11 protein-coding genes and 1 tRNA gene are annotated in these 18254 nt (G+C 65.8%); 8 read left to right on the forward strand and 4 right to left on the reverse strand.

What is annotated here, in order from left to right; all coding sequences use genetic code 11:
* Window positions 1-68: 68 nt before the first annotated feature.
* Together QA609_RS16865 and QA609_RS16870 are read left to right on the forward strand one after the other, a co-directional pair.
* Window positions 69-1292 (forward strand): NAD-binding protein, encoded by a 1224-nt coding sequence (locus QA609_RS16865; protein WP_278303776.1) that lies wholly within the window; start codon window positions 69-71, stop codon window positions 1290-1292.
* A gap of 91 nt (window positions 1293-1383) precedes the next feature.
* On the forward strand, window positions 1384-3240 hold the full coding sequence (locus tag QA609_RS16870) for a BCCT family transporter (protein WP_278303777.1): 1857 nt from the start codon (window positions 1384-1386) through the stop codon (window positions 3238-3240).
* A gap of 68 nt (window positions 3241-3308) precedes the next feature.
* Here QA609_RS16870 and fdhF read toward each other — a convergent pair whose 3' ends face one another.
* On the reverse strand, window positions 3309-5444 hold the full coding sequence (gene fdhF, locus QA609_RS16875; protein WP_278303778.1) for a formate dehydrogenase subunit alpha: 2136 nt from the start codon (window positions 5442-5444) through the stop codon (window positions 3309-3311).
* 154 nt (window positions 5445-5598) lie between these two features.
* Here fdhF and QA609_RS16880 point away from each other — a divergent pair, with 154 nt between their 5' ends.
* Window positions 5599-6171 carry a hypothetical protein gene (locus QA609_RS16880; RefSeq protein ID WP_278303779.1) on the forward strand — a complete coding sequence of 191 codons (573 nt, stop codon included), beginning with the start codon at window positions 5599-5601 and terminating at the stop codon, window positions 6169-6171.
* A 5-nt stretch (window positions 6172-6176) separates the two neighbouring features.
* On the opposite strand, the gene QA609_RS16885 is transcribed toward QA609_RS16880, so the two are convergent.
* The gene (locus QA609_RS16885; RefSeq protein ID WP_278303780.1) at window positions 6177-7892 is read right to left on the reverse strand and encodes a formate--tetrahydrofolate ligase; all 1716 of its coding nucleotides are present in this window, start codon (window positions 7890-7892) and stop codon (window positions 6177-6179) included.
* Window positions 7893-8201: 309 nt separating this feature from the next.
* Between QA609_RS16885 and QA609_RS16890 the strand changes: the two genes are divergently transcribed.
* The 4 genes from QA609_RS16890 to ppc all read left to right on the forward strand — a co-directional run bounded on the left by QA609_RS16890 (window position 8202) and on the right by ppc (window position 15756).
* Window positions 8202-10733 carry an FAD-dependent oxidoreductase gene (locus QA609_RS16890; RefSeq protein ID WP_278303781.1) on the forward strand — a complete coding sequence of 844 codons (2532 nt, stop codon included), beginning with the start codon at window positions 8202-8204 and terminating at the stop codon, window positions 10731-10733.
* 2 nt (window positions 10734-10735) lie between these two features.
* Entirely contained in the window at window positions 10736-11506 is a 771-nt protein-coding gene (locus QA609_RS16895) for an electron transfer flavoprotein subunit beta/FixA family protein (RefSeq protein ID WP_278303782.1), read from the forward strand.
* Window positions 11503-12477, forward strand: coding sequence for an electron transfer flavoprotein subunit alpha/FixB family protein (locus QA609_RS16900; protein WP_278303783.1), 975 nt, complete (start codon window positions 11503-11505; stop codon window positions 12475-12477). The genes QA609_RS16895 and QA609_RS16900 overlap by 4 nt, the downstream gene beginning before the upstream one ends.
* 588 nt (window positions 12478-13065) lie before the next feature.
* Window positions 13066-15756, forward strand: a complete 2691-nt coding sequence (gene ppc, locus QA609_RS16905) for a phosphoenolpyruvate carboxylase (protein ID WP_278303785.1) — start codon at window positions 13066-13068, stop codon at window positions 15754-15756.
* Window positions 15757-16110: 354 nt separating this feature from the next.
* Here the strand turns inward: ppc and QA609_RS16910 are convergent, their stop codons facing one another.
* On the reverse strand, window positions 16111-16251 hold the full coding sequence (locus tag QA609_RS16910) for a hypothetical protein (RefSeq protein WP_278303786.1): 141 nt from the start codon (window positions 16249-16251) through the stop codon (window positions 16111-16113).
* A 26-nt stretch (window positions 16252-16277) separates the two neighbouring features.
* A complete protein-coding gene (locus tag QA609_RS16915) occupies window positions 16278-17234 on the reverse strand; it encodes a MoxR family ATPase (RefSeq protein WP_278303787.1) in 957 nt (318 codons plus the stop codon).
* 125 nt (window positions 17235-17359) lie between these two features.
* On the opposite strand from QA609_RS16915, the gene QA609_RS16920 reads away from it, so the two are divergent.
* Window positions 17360-17444, forward strand: a tRNA-Ser gene (locus QA609_RS16920).
* Window positions 17445-18254: the final 810 nt, after the last annotated feature.

Raw genomic sequence — 18254 nt, forward strand, 5'->3', positions numbered from 1 at the left:
TACTGTCTCTCGATGCCGACCGACGGCGGGGAAGACGTCAAATAGCTTGCTCCCGTTACACCTAGAGAATGGGGGCTGATACCCCGGATCCGTCGGAACCCGCACTCGAGCGGTTGTTCTATCGCTCCGAGAGGGTGCGGCTCGTCTACTGGGGGGAGTTCTCGGGCGCAAAAGCGGCGGTGTGGCTGACCGGGCTCGCCGCAGTGCTCTCGTTTATCACCGGGCTGTCGAACCTCAGCCAGCCGGAGCCGGCCTTCGACGGGCCGCTGGCGGCGGCGATTCCCGGCGATCCCGTCTTCCTGCAGTTCACCGGCGTTCTGCTCGCGTTCGTACTCGGAATCCTGGTGTTCGGCCTCCAGCGTCGGCGTCGAATCGCGTGGTATCTCGCGCTCGCGGTCCTCCCGCTGGCTGCGGTATTGCCCCTGACGACGCTTCAGGCCACGGACGTCCCGCTCCTGCTCGTGATTCTCCTGGCGCTCCCGCTCTTGCTCGTCAACCGGGCGGCGTTCGACCGGCCGCTCGAACTCACCTCGCTGCAGATCGCCTCGTTGTCCTCGATCGTCGGCGTCGGGCTGTACGGAACCGCCGGCTCGTACGCGCTCCGGGACCAGTTCGGCGGCCTCGAAACCTGGAGCGACTCCGTCTACTACGTCATCGTCACCATCGCGACCGTCGGCTACGGCGACATTACGCCGCTGACGACCGGAGCGAAGTGGTTCTCGCTTTCGGTTATCGTCTTCGGAACCGGCGCGTTCACCGTGGCGATCGGGGCGCTGATCGTCCCGGCGATCGAGAAGCGAATGGCCGCCGCGTTCGGAACCATGACCCCTACGGAACTCACGCTGCTCGAGGATCACGTGCTGGTTCTCGGCTACGACGATATCACGGAACCGCTGCTCGACGAACTCGGTATCGAGGTCGACGTCGTGGTCGTCGCGCCCGATACCGACGAGACCGACGAGGTCGACGCCCGGAACGTCACCGTCGTCGCCGGCGATCCGACCCTCGCCGACACGCTCGAGGAGGCCAGGATCGACGACGCCGCCGGCGTGGTCGTCGCGACCCAGGACGACGCCACAGACGTCCTGACGGTCCTCGCAGCCCGTGAGGCGAACCAGGCGGTCCGCATCGTCGCCGCCGCGAACGACCGGGAGCACGTCGACAAACTCGAGGCGGTCGGCGCGGACGAGGTGATCAGCCCGATGGAGATCGGCGGCCGACTCCTCGGTCGCTCCGTCCTCGGGCGATCGTCGGCCGACTCGCTGTTCGAAGACACCGACGGCGGGGGCTGAGGGTGTCTCCGACCGTCGACGGTGATGTTCGAACGCTCCGTCGGGACCGCAGAGCGGAAGGACTAACGAGGAGTGCGTGCGATACGTTGGCATGGGCCTTCAGGGGGTCGGGCCGATCGAACGGATGCTCCGGACGCTGCTGGGACCGCTCTGTCTCCTTTCGGGGGCCGTTGTCACGGCGGGCTTCTTCTTTCCCGAACTCGTCGTGGAACCGGTCTCCGGGCCAACGTGGCTCGTCCTCTCGCTCGTGTTCTTCGGCTCCGGACTCGGCTATCTCGCCGTGTTGCCGGCCGAATCCGACGAGGACGCCGACCCGTTCGATCCGGAATCTCTGCTCCTGGTGCGGCGGCTCGGGTTGACCGACACCCTCGGGAAGTTCCTCTCGCGGCAGGATCCAATTGCGTTTGGGATCCCGGTCGTCGCGTTCGTTCTCTTCTTTTTTGGGCAGTTGCTGGTGCCAGCCGAAACGATCCGTGCCGTCGACGCCGCACAGCGGGCGGTCACGACGTACGGGGGCTGGCTGTTCGCCGCCGTCATGGCGATCGCGGTACTGGTCTCGCTGTACCTGCTGGTAGGGCCCTGGGGGACGGTGAAACTCGGCGGCCCGGACGCCGAGCCGGCCTACACCTACCCCGTCTACTTCGCGATGTTCTTCACGGCCGGGATCGCCGCCGGGATCGTCTTCTGGGCCCCGGCCGAGGCGCTGTTTCACTACGAGACGCCGCCGCCCTACTTCGGCGTCGAGCCGCGATCGGAGGCCGCGGCCGGGGCCGCACTCACCTATACGCTGTTTCACTGGGGGATCTCCGCCTGGAGCGCCTACGTCGCCGTCGGCGTCCCGATCGCCTACTACGTCTACCAGCGGGGGGCGCCGCTGCGCGTCTCGACGATCCTGGCGCCGTTTCTCGGCGTCGCGAACCTCGATTCGATCTGGTGTCGGCTCGTCGACCTGCTCGCGGTGTTCGCGACGATCGGGGGGATCGCCACCTCGATCGCGCTCGTCGGGGACCAGTTCCTCGCGGGGATCGAATTCCAGTGGGGCGTCGCGTCCGACACCGTCGGCTCGGTACTGTTCGTCGCCGGCCTGACGTTCGTCTTCGTCGTCTCGGCACAGAGCGGCGTCCACCGTGGAATCAGGCGGATCGCCGCCGTCACCCTCGTCCTGTTCGGGCTGTTCGCGGTGCTGTTCGTCGCCGTCGCCCCGCGAACGGCCGTCCTCGAGTACTCCTCGCGGGCGATCGGGAGCTCCGCGGTCCACGCGATCCCGATGAGCGTCTACCTGGGGAACGGCCCGATCGCCAGCGCGTGGGTGGCCGACTGGACGATCTGGAACTGGGCGTGGTGGTTCTCCTGGGCGCCGTTCGCGGGCCTCTTTCTGGCCGCGCTCTCCCGCGGGCGACGGATCCGAACGGTCGTCCTGACGGGCGTGATCGCGCCCTCCCTGGCGACGATGGCCTGGTTTCTCCTCTTGGGGTCGACCTCGCTGCACCTCCAGCAGACGGGCACTGTGGACGTCCTCGGCGCGATCGGCGCCGCGGGGGGTTCCGAGGCCGTCGCCGGCTTCCCGGTCCTCGAGAGCCTCCCGATCGGTCAGCTCCTCGTGTTTGGCTTCCTGGCGCTGATCGTCGTCTTCATGACCAGCTCCGCGGACACCTCGACGCTCGCCGTCGCGGTGCTGGCGACGAAACGGGAGTTCGCTCCGACGACCGGGGCGATCGTCTTCTGGGGAATCATCCAGGGACTCGTCGCCGTCTCTGTCCTCGTCACCGACAGCGCCGAGGTGTTGCAGGCGACGGCCGTGCTGACCGGCGCCCCGTTCGCCCTGCTCGTTCTGGTCTCGCTCGTCGGGCTCGTCGCGGCGTTCCGCCGGCACGAACGCGGTCGGCAGTCGATCGTCGGCGCCGCGCGGGCGAAACTCGCCGGGGATACCGAGGACGAGGGCGGCTGAAACGTGCGGACTCGTCAGTCCGTCGGGCGACGGGCCGAAAAAACAGCCGAACGGGCGGTCGGCAGTCGTCAGTCGTCGGCCGGGGCCTCCGAGTCGGCCGGCTCGATACCGACCTCGATCTCGGCTGCGGCGGCCTTGTACTCGGGGATCTTCGCACGCTCGTCCAAGACGTCGTTGGTGAGCTTGTTCGCCGAGGCAGCCGCGAAGTGCGGCGTCGTCCACACCGAGCCCTCTTTGATTGCCTCCGTGACCTGGGCCTCGACGGTGATCTCACCCCGGCGGGATTTGAGACGGACCTGCTGGCCGTCCTCGATCCCGTAGCGCTCGGCGTCGTTGGGGTGGACGTCGACGAAGTTCTCGGGCGTCTGGCGGTTCAGCGTCGGCGACCGACGGCTCATCGTCCCTGTGTTGTAGTGTTCCTCGAGCCGGGCGGTCGTCAGGATCAGCGGGTACTCCTCGTCGGGGGTCTCCTTGGGCGGCTGGTGGGTGACGCCCTCGATCCGCCCAAGGCCGTTGTCGGTGTCGAAGCTGTCCTCGTAGAGGAACCGGTCGCCCTCGTCGCCGAGCTCGTAACAGGGCCACTGCACCCCCTCCTCGCCGAGGATGTCGTAGGTCATCCCGTAGTAGCTCGGACAGACCTGCCGGAGCTCCTCGAAGACGGCCTCCTCGTCCTCGAAGCGGAACTCGTCCTCGCTGAACAGCCGGCTGCCGACCTCCATGAGGATCTCGAGGTCGTGTTTCGTGTTCTCGTGAACCTTATCGACGCCACGCATCCGCTGGACCCGGCGGTCGGTGTTGGTGACGGTGCCGCCGCGCTCGGCCCAGGTCGTCGCCGGGAGGACGACGTCGGCGTACTGAGCCGTCTCGGTCATGAAGATGTCCTGTGCGACCATGAACTCCAGATCCTGGATGCGTTCGATGACCCGGTTGGCGTCGGGTTCGCTCACGACTGGGTTCTCGCCCATCACGTACAGCCCCTTCACCGAGTTGCCGAACTCGTGGGAGAGCTCGACGTTCGTCAGTCCGGGCTCGTCGGGCACCTCGAACCCCCACTCCTCCTCGACGGACTGGCGGGCCTCGTCGTCGTCGACCAGCTGGTAGCCCGGCAGGACGTTCGGCATCGCGCCGACGTCGCAGGTCCCCTGGACGTTGTTCTGGCCGCGAAGCGGGTTGACGCCCGTTCCCGGCTTGCCGAGGTTGCCCGTGATCAGCGCGAGGTTGATCTCGTTCTGGACGTTGTCGACCCCGCAGGTGTGCTGGCTCATCCCCATCCCGGTGAAGATGGCCGCGTTGTTCGCCATCGCGTACTTCTCGGCGGCCAGCTCGATATCCTCGAGCGGGACGCCACACTGCTCGGCGGCCTCCTCCTTGTCGAACTCCTCGAGGGTCTCTTTGAGGTGGTCGAACCCCTCCGTTCGCTCCTCGATGAACTCCTCGTCGATCCAGCCCGCCTCGGGGTCTTCCTCGTGGTTCTCGAGGATCGTCTTGATGACGATGTTCAGCAGCGGGATGTCGGTTCCCGGCTCGAGCTGGAGATGCTGGTGGCGATCGGTGTCGTCGATCTGGAACGACTTCGTCGTCTTGTTGGCGTGGGGGTCGACCTGGATCACCGTCGCGCCCTCGAGGACGGCCTGGCGGAAGTACTGGCTGTTGGCGATGGGGTGTTGCTCGCCGGGGTTTGCCCCCTGGATCCAGAAGATGTCGGCCGACTCCTCCAGGTCGGCCATACTGTTCGTCATCGCGCCGGCACCGAGACTCGTCCGCAGCGCCCACACCGTCGAGGCGTGACACATCCGCGTGCAGTTGTCGACGTTGTTGGTGCCGTACCGTCGGGCGAGTTTCTGGAGGAGGTAGTTCTCCTCGTTCATCGTCTTCGAGGAGCCGAAAAAGCCCATCGCGTCGGGCTCGTACTCCTCGCTGATCCGCTCGAGCTCGTCGACGATGCGGTCGTAGGCCTCCTCCCACGTAGCCTCGCGGAACTCGCCGTCCTCCTTGATCAGCGGCTCGGTGAGTCGGTCTTCGTGGTCGACGACCTCCGTCGCCGCGCCACCCTTGATGCAGATCCGTCCCTCGTTGACCGGGGCGTCGCCCCAGGGCATGAACTGTACGTCGCCGGGCTCCTCGCCCTGGTTGACCTGGATACCGCAACCGACGCCGCAGTACGGACAGATCGTCTTGACGGGCTCGGATTCCTCAGTCGCCATCGGAATCACCTGTGCGGGAGCCACTCGCGACTGTGTGGAAGCTACTCATGATCTAGTGTACCGTTTCCCTCGACGAGGTATGAAAGTTTCTCCCTCTCGCTGCGAGCACCGCGAGGGAAACGTTCACACTGTCGGCCGAACAACCGGACCGACGATGGCTCTCTCTCCGGAGACGGTCACAGCCCTCGCTGACGAGTACCCCGACGAACAGCCGCTCGCGGCCGTCGAGGACGAACACCGCGAGCTGTTGCCCGCGACCCTCGCCGAGGGCTCCTACGGCTGGCGCGACGTCGAGTGGATCGTCCAGTGGTACTTCCGGCGCTTCCTCGGTCGGTACCCCGACGCGAAGCGGCGGGCCGCCGAGGAGCGCTTCGACGACAACGAGTACGAGGACCTCGAGACCGCGATCGAGGGCGCCCTCGAGGCCGAGACGGCGCGCGCGAAACTCGAGTCGCTGACGGAACTCGAAGGCGTCGACGTCCCGATCGGAACGGCGTTCCTGCAGTTCCTCGAGCCCGACCGGTATCTGGCGATGAGCGCCCGCGAGTGGGACGTGTTGCGCGAGCAGGGGGAGCTCGAGGAACCGTACCCCGAGTCGCCCGATAGTGGGGATTACGAGCGCTACCTCGAGCGCTGTCGGACGATCGCCGACCGCTGTGACTGCGAGCTCTGGGACTGCTACCGCGCGCTGTGGCTGCTCGGCCATCGGTCCGAAACGGGGACGTAAGTGGGTCAGAAGAGGCCGTCGATGCTCCCGCCGGGATGCAGCTCCATGTTCGCGGCCGCCGGCTCCTCGGGGAGGCCGGGCAGGGTGAGCACGTCCGCGGTCAACACGACGAGAAAGCCCGCGCCCGCGGAGGGGTAGATCTTGTTGACCTCGAGGGTCCAGTCCTCGGGAACGCCCTTGCGGCTGGCGTCGTCGCTCAGCGAGTGGAACGTCTTCGAGATACAGATCGGAACGTCGTCGAACCCGTGCTCGGTGAGCCGTTCGATGTCGCTCTCGGCGTCGCTGTGGTACTCGACGCCGTCGGCGCCGTAGATCTCGGTCGCGACGGTCTCGATCTTCTCCTCGATCGACGCGTCGAGGTCGTACAGCGGCTCGAACGACGACTCGGTTTCGGCCGCGTCGACGAGGTTCTCGGCGAGGTCGACGCCGCCCTCGCCGCCGTCGCTGAACACCGTCGACTCCGCCGCCCGCACCTCGAGGTCCTCTCGGCAGTGGTCGAGGACCGCCTCGACCTCCGCGTCGGCGTCGTCGGGGAATCGGTTGAGCGCGACGACGACGGGGACGCCGAACTTCCGGAGGTTCGCGACGTGTTTGTCGAGGTTCTCGAGCCCACGCTCGACGGCCTCGACGTTCTCGTCTTCCAACTCGTCGAGGTTCGGCGGCCACATGTTCTGGCCGTGGTACTTCAGCGCCCGGACCGACGCCACGAGCGTGACGGCGTCGGGCTCCATCTCGCCGAACCGACAGACGATGTTCATGAACTTCTCGGCGCCCAGATCGGAGCCGAAGCCGGCCTCGGTGACGAGGTACTCCGAGAGGTAGGAGGCGACCTCGTCGGCGATCAGGGAGTTGGTGCCGTGGGCGATGTTCGCGAACGGACCGCCGTGAACGAACGCGGGCGTCCCTTCGATGGTCTGGACGACGTTCGGCTTGAGCGCGTCCTTCAGCAGGATGGCGGCGGAATCGGTCGCGCCGATGTCGTCGACCGTGATCGGCTCACCCGCCTCGTCGTAGGCGACGATGATCCGGCCGATTCGAGCCTTGAGATCCTCGATACCGTCTGCGAGACAGAGCACGGCCATCATCTCGGAGGCCGCCGTGAGGATGAACCCGTCCTCGCGGGGGACCCCGGTAACCTCACCGCCCAGGCCGATCACGGTCTCCCGAAGGACCCGATCGTTCATGTCGATCGCGCGCGGCCAGTTGACCCAGTTGACCGCGATATCGAGCTCGTTGCCCTGCTTGATGTGGTTGTCGAGCATCGTCGAGATCAGGTTGTGCGCCGACGTGAGCGCGTGCAGATCGCCCGTGAAGTGGAGGTTGATGTCCTCCATCGGAAGAACCTGGGAGTACCCCCCGCCCGCGGCGCCACCCTTCACGCCGAAGACCGGCCCCAGCGACGGCTCCCGGATCGCGATCAGCGCCTCCCGACCGATCCGGTTGAACGCCTGGCCGAGCCCGACCGTCGTTACCGTCTTCCCCTCGCCCAGCGGCGTCGGCGTCATTCCGGTGACGAGGATCAGCTTCCCGTCGTCGGACTCCTCAGCCCGGAGCCGCTCGATCGCCTCGAGCGAGACTTTCGCCTTGTAGTCGCCGATCGGCTCGAGGTCGTCGTCCGCGAGCCCGAACGGCCCGACGACGTCGGTAATTGGGCGCTTCTCGGCGTCCTGTGCGATTTCGTAGTCGGTCGGGATCCCCCCGTCCTGGTTCGAATCCGTCATCTAGAATACGTTTTCCAGAATCCGTGATAAGTGTTAGCTCATGTGTCGTGTTCCAAATACGACGAGGTTGCGACTCGAATCGCGTTCGGTCGACGTCTCGGATCGGCCGCGGGTATTACTTTATCAGGGGGGTCTCGCCCGAACCAGTTCGTCCCGATTCAGGCGTGCTCACCGTCTACTGCGGAAATTTAATATCCTGGATGCCGTTGCTACGAAACTGGAACGTAGTATGAGAGTTACCAACAGACACGGTTCGGGCAGTCGGCACTCACACGGAGCACGGACGGATCTCGAGCGGGGCGATCTCGGATGAGCGACGCGTTCCCCTCGAGTGCGGGTACCGTCGTCATCGGCGCGGGGATCGTCGGCAACAGTCTCGCCTACCACCTCGCGGATCAGGGTCGGGAAGACATCCTGCTGCTGGATAAGGGACCGCTGCCGGACCCCGGCGGCTCGACCGGTCACGCGTCGAACTTCCTGATGCCGGTCGAACACTCCAAGGAGATAACCCACCTCACCCGCCGGAGCATCGAGCAGTACGACGAGATGGACACCTTCACCAACAGCGGGGGGATCGAGGTGGCCAGGACCGAAGAGCGCATGGCCGAACTCGAGCGACGAGTCCAGTCGGCGAAGGCCTGGGGCGAACCCGGGCGGCTGCTCTCGGTCGACGAGATCGAGGAGATGGTTCCCTACGTGAACACGGACATCATCAAGGGTGGCTTCTACAGCCCGAGCGCGGGGACCTGCGACCCGCTGCGGGCCGGGGAGGTGATGCGGGCGCGCGCCGACGAGTACACCGACGGCGGCCTGACGGTCTCGCCGAACACGACGGTGCTCGACCTTCACGTCGACGACGGCGCGATCAGCGCGGTCGAGACCGACCGCGGGACCGTCGAGGCCGACGAGGTCGCGATCGCCTGCGGGCTCTGGAGCCCGAAGATCGCCGCGATGGCCGGCGCCGAGATCCCGCTGACCCCGGCGGTCCACCAGATGGTCAGCGTCGGTCCGATCTCCTTCTTCGAGGACTACGAGGGCGAGATCTCCTTCCCCGTCGTCCGGGACATGGACACCCAGATGTACGAGCGCCAGCACGGCAACGACCTCGAGGTCGGCTCCTACCAGCACCGCCCGATCCTCTGGGATGTCGACGAGATCCCCTCGATCGACGAGGCGCCGCTGTCGCCGACCCAGCCGCCGCTGACCGACGACGCGTTCGAGCAGTCGATGCACGACGCCCTCGAGATGGTGCCCGAGCTGCTCGACGATCCCGAGGCCGGCGTCCGCCACGAGATCGACGGCCTGCTGTCGGTCACCCCCGACGGGGCGCCCCTGCTGGGCCCGCTGCAGGACGTCGACGGGCTGTGGTCCTGTGCCGCAGTCTGGATCAAGGAGGCTCCCGCCGTCGGCGAGGCCGTCGCCCAGTGGATGACCCGCGGCTGGTCCGACATCGACCTCCACGGCTCGGATATCAACCGCTTCTACGAGTACGGCAACTCCAGACAGTTCGTCAAGAACCGCGCCCACGAGGGGTTCCAGAAGATCTACGGCATCGTCCACCCCCACGAGCAGTGGCAGAGCTCCCGGCCGCTGCGGACGAGCCCGTTCTACGACCGCCAGGAGGAACTCGACGCGCGCTTTTTCCAGGCCGCGGGCTGGGAACGGCCCCAGTGGTACGAGTCCAACGAGGATCTCCTCGAGCGCTACGACGAGGAACTCGAGGGGCTGCGACGACCCAGCGAGTGGGACTCCCGGTGGTGGTCCCCGACTATCCTGGCCGAACACCTCCACATGCGCGACGAGGTCGCGATGGTCGGCGACATGGGCTTCGGCATCTTCGATTTCGTAGGCGGGGACGCCTGCGAGTTCCTCGAGGGGATGGCCGCCGGGCGGATCGACGTCGACGTCGGGAAAACAGTGTACACGCCCGTTCTGGCTGAAAACGGCGGCTTCGTCTCGGACCTGACGATCGCTCGGCTCGGCCCCGACCACTTCCGGCTGATCACGGGTGGGGCCGCCGCGGGCTCCGACCGGGCCTGGTTCGGGAGCCACGTCCCCGAGGACGCCGACGTCACGATGATCGACAACTCCGAGTCGCTGTGTACGCTCGGTGTCTGGGGACCATCGGCCCGCGAGGTCCTCGAGTCGGTCGCCGAGGAGGACGTCTCCCACGAGGCGTTTCCGCCCTACACCGCCCAGGAGATCACCGTCGGCGAGGTCGACGCCTGGGCGATGCGGCTCTCCTACGTCGGCGAGCGCGGCTGGGAGCTCTACGCGCCGATGGGCCAGGGCCGACGGCTCTGGGAGCTGATCGAGGAGGCCGGCGAGGACCACGACATCCGTCCAGTGGGGATGGGCGTCTACGGCACTACCGGTCGCATGGAGAAAGGGTACCGCCTCTACGGCCACGAGCTCGAACTCGAGTACGACCCCTCGGAGGCAGGCCTGACGTTCCACGGCGTCAAGGACGCCGACTTCGTCGGGAAGGAGGCCTACGCGGAGGCCCTCGAGACCGAGGACGCGGCGACGCTGTGTACCCTCTCCGTGGCCGACCACGCGCCCGAGGGCGGCGAGCACCGATTCATGCTCGGCGGCGAGCCGATCCTCGACGACGACGGCGAGGTGATCGTCGACGAGGAGGGTCGGGAATCCTACGTCACCAGCGCGGGGACGGGCCCGACCGTCGGCAAACACCTCCTGATGGCGTACCTCCCGCCGGCGTACGCCGAGGAGGGCCGCGAGCTCGCGGTCGAGTACATGGGCCAGCAGTACCCCGTCGAAGTCGAGGTCGCCGGCAGCGAACCGCTGTTCGACCCCGAGAACGACCGCATCCGGAGCTAACCATGAAGGTACTCGCCTGTATCAAACGCGTCCCGAACACGGGCGCCAAGATCGTCCTCACCGAGGACGAGCAGCGAATCGACACGAGCGGACTGGGCTTTACGATGAGCCCCCACGAGGAGTGTGCGATCGAGGAGGCGGTCGCACAGGTCGAGACCCACGGCGGGTCGGCCCACGTCCTTACCCTCGGTCCGTCCGAAGCGGACGAACAGCTCCGGACCGGACTGGCCATGCAGGCCGACGAGGCCACCCTGCTCGAGACCGACGGCGAGGAGTGGTCGCCGCGGGCGACCGCGGACGCGATCGCCGACGGAATCGGTCGGCTCGGCGACGACGAGGGGTTCGACCTGCTGTTGTTCGGCAACGAGTCGGCCGACGCGGCCAACTACCAGGTCGGCGTCCGTGTCGCGAACGAACTGGGGTACCCCTGCGTCACCGGGATCAAGGACCTCGAGATCGAGGACGGGACCGCGATCGCGAAACGCGAGGTGTCGGGCGGCGAGGAGGTGTACGAACTCGACCTTCCGGCCGTCGTGACGGTCAAGGAGGGGCTCAACGAGCCCCGCTACGCCTCGATGCGGGCCAAGATGCAGGCCCGCCGCCAGGAGATCGAGAGCGTGGAGCCCCGGACCGAATCCGGTTCGGACGGACTCGAGAAGGTTCGTCTCGAGGCGCCCGAGACCGACGACTCACCCGCGGAGATCCTGGGCGAAGGGCCGGAGGCAGTGCCCAGAATCGTCGAGATCCTCGCCGAGGAGGTGGAAGTCGTATGATTCTCGCGCTCGTCGAGCACGACGGCGGCACGCCCGAGGAACTCTCGCTCGAGGGGCTCGCGATGGCCCGCAAGCTGTCGACCGCAGAGGGACAGCCGCTCGAGGCCGTCGCCTTCGGCGACGAGGCCGACGCGCTTGGCGACGAACTCGGCGAGTACGGCGTCGAGACGGTCCACTGCGTCGCTCACGACCGCCTCGAGCGCTACGCGCCCGACGCCTGGGCCGAAAGCGTTGTCCAGCTCGCCTCCAGGCGCGAGGCGGAGACGATCACGGCCCCAGGAACCGACCGCAGCCGCGAGGTGTTGGCTCGCGTCGGTGCGTCCCTCGACGCGCCGTTGGCGACGAACTGTCTCGCGGTCGACGTTGCCGACGACGGTGCCTACGAGCTCCGGCGGAACCGCTGGGGCGGGAGCCTGATCGAGCACGCCCGTCTCACGGGCGAGCACAAGCTCCTGACAGCGGCCGAACACGAGTTTCCGATCGAACCCGCCGCGTCGCCGACGGAGCCGTCGGTCTCGACGGTCGAGCCCGACCTCGAGGACGACCTGTTCACGGTACAGGTCGATCGCGTCGAGTCGGGTGACGAGGAGGGGATCCCGCTGGGCGAGGCCCGGGTCGTCGTCGGCGGTGGCCGAGGCGTCGGCAGCGCCGAGGACTACGACCAACTCGAGGAGCTGGCGGAGCTGCTGGGCGGAACCGTGGGTGCCTCCCGCGCCGCGGTCAACGAGGGGTGGCGCCCCCACGACGACCAGGTCGGACAGACCGGTGCGAAGATCAGCCCGGACGTCTACATCGCCTGCGGGATCAGCGGTGCGGTCCAGCACATGGTCGGCTGCAAGGGTGCGGATACGCTGCTCGCGATCAACACGGATTCCGAGGCGGCGATCGTCCAGAAGGCCGACTGGGCCGTGATCGGCGACCTCCACGAGGTCGTGCCGGAACTGAACGAGACCCTTCGCGACGCGACGTGAGCGGGTCGCCTCTCCGGTCGGTCGGACCCGGTCGAACTCCGACTCCTCCCCTTCCGATCGGAGTCGTCGCTCCCGACGCCGTCCCGTCCGATCCACGACCTGTCTACGATGTAATTATTGGTGTTTGAAAATTCTGTTATTACGTGCGTATGTGTGTAATTAATTGTGCGATGTGGCTGACATATATCTAAGATAGCTAGTAAGAGATTTCGATATTAAAGTCGGTAGACCATCACTGTCGGGCGAGCCATCCCTCGTGCGAGTATCGTCATTCCCTCGATCAGGGGCTGAGAGGGGGTCACAGATACGAGCGTACGGTCCGAGAGTCGAGATCCCCGTCTCGAGCTGCCACGGTTTTAGGTTTATGTTTCGATATATATTCGAAGTAGTATCGGAAATCGAATCGATAGTTCTAGCGAAACGTCTGTTTCGGATACCGTCGAATCGACAGCACTCGAAACGGATCGGTTCGGACCTCGGGATCGTCGAACTCGTACCGAACGACGTAACTATCAGGGAAAAAGATGCGTGAGGCAAGGCTTCGGGATGCTACCGGGCTTTTTATGCTACGGTCCGTACGACCCTGCAATGACACTGCATAACAGGACCGTACGCCAGGACGTTCGCGAACTCGGGGCGCTTCTGGGAGACGTCCTCGAGGATCAGACCTCGCGACGGGCGTTCGAGACGGTCGAATCCTGTCGAACGACGGCGATCGACTACCGCTCGGGCGACCTCGAGTCACGGGACCCCCTGGCAACTGAGCTCAACAACCTCTCGCCCCACCAGCAGCGGGTCGTCGCCAGGGCGTTCACCACGTACTTCGAACTCATCAACCTCGCCGAGGAACGCGAGCGGGTGCGTTCGATCCGAACCGGCTCCCAGGAGGACACCCTCGAGGACAGCCTGGAGACGGCCGCGGCCGAACTCGCGGAGACCGACGTCGAGACGGTCCAGCAGGTCCTCGACGACGTGCTGATCGAACCGACGTTTACCGCCCACCCGACGGAGGCTCGGCGCAAGACGGTCAAATCGAAGCTGCGGACGATCGCGACCCACCTCGAGACGCTCGACGAGCGGCTGCTGACCGACAAGGAGCGCAATCAGGTCTGGCGGGACGTCGACGCCGAGGTGACGAGCCTCTGGCAGACCCCTCAGGTACGGAAACGGCAGCCCGAAGTCGCTGACGAGGCCCGCAACGTCCAGTGGTACCTGGAGAACACGCTGTTCGACGTCGTCGGCGAGGTGTACGACGAACTCGACGACGCCATCGACGAGGCGGTCGGCCACAGCCTCGACATTCCGAAACTGTTCGAGTTCCGCTCGTGGGCCGGCAGCGACCGGGACGGCAACCCCTACGTGACCCCCGAGGTAACCGCCAACACCCTCGAGCGCCAACGGGAGGTCGTCCTCGAACAGTACCGCACCCAGCTCAAGCGCCTCTCGGGCGTGCTGAGCCAGGACGGCAGTCGGATCGACGTCGGGCCGGAGTTCGAGGCCAGCCTCGAGGACGACCGGGAGCTGCTGCCCGGTAGCGCCCGCACCGCGGAAAACCGGTATCCGGGCGAGCCCTACCGCCAGAAGCTCAAGCTGATGCGCGAGCGTCTGGCGCGGATCGGCGACGTCCGCCCGGGCGGTTACGAGGAGGTCGACGAACTGCTCGACGATCTCGAGGTCGTCGCCAAGAGCCTGCGTGACAACGGCGCCGAGAGCGTCGTCGACGCCCACGTCGACCCGATCCGGCGGCGGGTCGCCACCTTCGGTTTCTCGCTCGCCAGCATGGACCTCCGGGACCACCAGCAGAAACACACCGACGCCATCGCCGCGGCGCTGGAGCGCGAGGGGATCGACTACCACGGACTCGACGAGGACGAACGGGTCGAGCTCCTGACCGACGCGGTCCTCCAGGACGAGCCCGTGATCGATCTCACCGAGACCGAGGGGCTCTCGGAGGACTCCGAGCGGGTGCTGACGCTGTTCGACGAGCTCGGCGACTGGCAGACCGAGTACGGCGTCCACGCGATCGACACCTACGCTATCTCGATGACCGAGGAGCCCAGCCACGTCCTCGAGGTACTCTTCCTCGCGGATCAGGCCGGCGTCGTCTCCCTACCCGAACACTGCGGGCTCGACATCGTCCCGCTGCTCGAGACGGAGTACGCCCTCTCGGGTGCCCGTCGGATCATGGGGACGCTGTTCGAGAACGAGGCCTACGTCCAGGCCCTCGAGGCTCGCGGCGACACCCAGGAGATCATGCTCGGCTACTCGGACTCGAACAAGGAGAACGGTTTCCTCGCCGCGAACTGGTCGCTGTACAAGAACCAGCGCCGCCTGGGCGAGATCTGCGACGATCACGACGTGACGATGCGGCTGTTCCACGGCCGCGGGGGCTCGATCTCGCGGGGTGGCGGTCCGATGAACGAGGCGCTGCTCGCGCTACCGAACTCCACTGTAACGGGCCAGGTGAAGTTCACCGAACAGGGCGAAGCGATCGCCGAGAAGTACGGCAACCCCCGCATCGCTGAACGCAACATCGAGCAGATGCTGAACGCCCAGCTCCGGTCCCGGCTCTACGCCGAGCAACAGCCCGAGGAGAGGGTCGACGAGGAGTGGATCGACGCGATGGAGACGATGGCCGACGCCGCCCGCCAGGAGTACCGCGACCTCCTCGAGAGCGACGGGTTCGTCCGGTACTTCGAGCAGGCGACGCCGATCACCGTCATCGAGGACCTCGACCTCGGTTCCCGGCCGGCCTCGCGATCCGGCGAGCGCACCGTCGAGGACCTCCGGGCGATCCCGTGGGTGTTCTCCTGGACCCAGTCGCGGTGTATCCTGCCGGGCTGGTACGCCCTGGCGACGGGGCTCGACGCCTACCTCGAGGACGGCGGCTCCGAGGAGACCCTCCAGGAGATGTACGAGGAGTGGCCGTTCTTCCGAACGACGCTCGACAACGCCGCGCTCTCGCTGTCCCGAACCGAACTCGAGATCGCCGAGACCTACGCGGGAATGGCCGACGCCGACCTCCGGGATCGGTTCTTCCCGCGGCTGAGCGAGGAGTACGAGCGTGCGGCCGAGCTGGTGACGACGATCGGCCAGCGCGAGGAGCTTCACACCCGTGACTGGCTCGGCGAAAACCTCGAGCGACGGAACCCCTACGTCGACCCGCTGAACCTGCTACAGGTCTACCTGCTCGATCGTACCCACCGTACTGACATCGAGGAGCGAACCCTTCGGCTGACGGTGAAGGGGATCGCCGCCGGGATGAAAAACACCGGGTAGTAGCTCGAGTTAGCCCTTCGAACCCGGTTCTCAGCCGTTGGTTTTGTCTCAAACAGCTATCGCACAACACAACGGTACACATGTATCGACTGGCTCGACTGGCCTCCGCTGCGGTGGCGCACGCTGTCGATCAGGTTCGAGCGATAGCGAGAACCGATCGACGACATTGTGCGAGGTCTTCGCAAGTAACACGAGCGAAGGGCTTGGCAGAGCTTGCTCTGCCAGTGGATGAGCGAACGGGGAGGAACGACCCGTGAGCGAATCGGCTGGGGAGGACGTGGAAATTCCGTGTTGCCAGTCTGAGCAGCGTACTCGGATACACGGTCTTCTTCGAAGCAGACCACTACCGCGTTCTCAACCGCTCGAGTCGAGCCGATGAAACTGGTACAGCTCGAGCGACACTCCGAGAATCCCGACTGGAAGTGCCAGCACGAGGAGGGATCCGCCGCTGTTGAAGACGATCTCGGCGAGACCACCGACCAGCGCGAGTACCATCGCGAACCGCTAGAGTGCAGCGCCGATCATTGTCGCTCGAGCGTCGGCACCGGAACGCTCTCGAGGACGTTCTCGACGATCGCGCTCTTCTCGACCCGATTGACCGTCGCGTCGGGGGTCAACACGAGCCGGTGGGCGAGCACCGGTTCGGCGACTCGCTTGATGTCGTCGGGGGTGACGTACTCCCGACCGACCAGCGCCGCGTACGCGCGGGCGGCCTCGAACAGCCGCTGGGTGCCCCGCGGGGAGACGCCGACCTCGACCCGGCCGTCGCCGCGGGTCTCGCGGGCGACGGTAGCGACGTACTCGAGCAGGTCCTCGTCGACCCGAACTGTCTCGGGTACCTGCCGAAGCGAGTCGATCTCTTCGGGCTCGAGGACCGTCGAGACGGTTGGACTCCCAGCCTCGCGGCTCGCGCGCCGTCGCAGCAGTTCGACCTCGCCCTCGGCGTCGGGGTAGCCCATCGACGTCTTGATCAGGAAGCGATCGACCTGCGCCTCGGGCAGCGGGAACGTCCCCTCCTGCTCGACGGGGTTCTGGGTCGCGATGACGAAGAAGGGGTCCGGCAGCGGGCGCGTCTCGCCGTCGACGGTGACCTGGCCCTCCTCCATGGCCTCGAGCAGCGCGGCCTGGGTTTTCGGCGGTGCGCGGTTGATCTCGTCGGCGAGTACGATGTTGGCGAACAGCGGCCCCTCGTTGAACTCGAAGCTCCGATCGCGTTCGTCGAAGACGTGCGTACCCGTAACGTCGGTCGGCAGCAGATCGGGCGTGAACTGAATCCGGGAGAACGAGAGCCCGAGCGCGGTGGCGACGCTGCGAGCCGTCAGCGTCTTGCCCGTCCCTGGGACGTCCTCGAGGAGGACGTGGCCCCGCCCGACGACGCCGACGAGGATCTCCTCGAGGAAGGACCGATCGCAGACGACGGCGTCGCCGATCTCCTCGAGGACGGTCGAACACTCGCGGCTGGCCTGGGTAACGTCCATGGCGTCGACCTCGAAGGCTCGCGTAAAACGTCTTTCGTCCGACTGTCACGTTCGGACGTCAGCGGTTCCCAGGCGGCGCGACGATTCGAAACGGATAAAAACATCACCGCGGTAGATAGGGGTGAGCCGAGATAGCCTAGCCCGGCCAAGGCGGCAGATTCGAAATCTGCTGTCCTCACGGACTCGGGAGTTCAAATCTCCCTCTCGGCGCTTTTGCAGCAACAAAGCAGTGAGCGACGCGTAGCGGCGCGAACTACTCGTTGCTGTAAAACAACCATGAGATTTGAAACAGGGAATGAAGCGAGCGCAGCGAGCGGAACGACCGTGGTTCAAATCTCCCTCTCGGCGCTTTTCAGCAGCACAAAACGACGAGCGTAGCGAGTCGTCCGTGCTGCTAAAAACGACGTCAGAGATTCGAGTTGGACCGAGGTTCTGCGCTTCGCGCAGGTTCTCGGGCGTGGTTCAAATCTTTCTCTCGGCGCCTTTCAGCAGTACCAAACGACGAGCGTAGCGAGTCGTCCGTGCTGCTGAAAACAACACAGAGGAGTTTGAACGAGGGAAGACGCAGCATCCGAACGGAGCGAGGATGACCGTCTTCGCGTGGTTCAAATCTCCCTCTCGGCGCTTTTCCGCGAACCACACCGTCGAGCACCGCGTAGCGTGTGCTCGACATCCGTGAGCGGAAAACGACGTCAGAGATTTGAATTAGACCGAGGTTCTGCGCTTCGCGCAGGTTCTCGGGCGTGGTTCAAATCTTCCTCACAGTGCGTCTCCTCACCAGTTCTTGAGGCTGGGCCTGAACGGATCGATTCGATACGTCGGTAGGCGAACCTGACGCGATCACTTCTATCTACTAACAGATGTGTCTGGAGGGCCGTGCCGAATATACAGCGCATAGTCAGCACGGCTGTAGCAGCTACTTACACGAGAGTAGACAGTATCGAGCATTGCAAAGACGTAGCCACTATACAATACTCATATGTAGTATGTCTATCTAATCGACTACACAATGAAATCAAG

This window comes from Natronococcus sp. A-GB7, assembly GCF_029688865.1.
Classification (GTDB): domain Archaea; phylum Halobacteriota; class Halobacteria; order Halobacteriales; family Natrialbaceae; genus Natronococcus.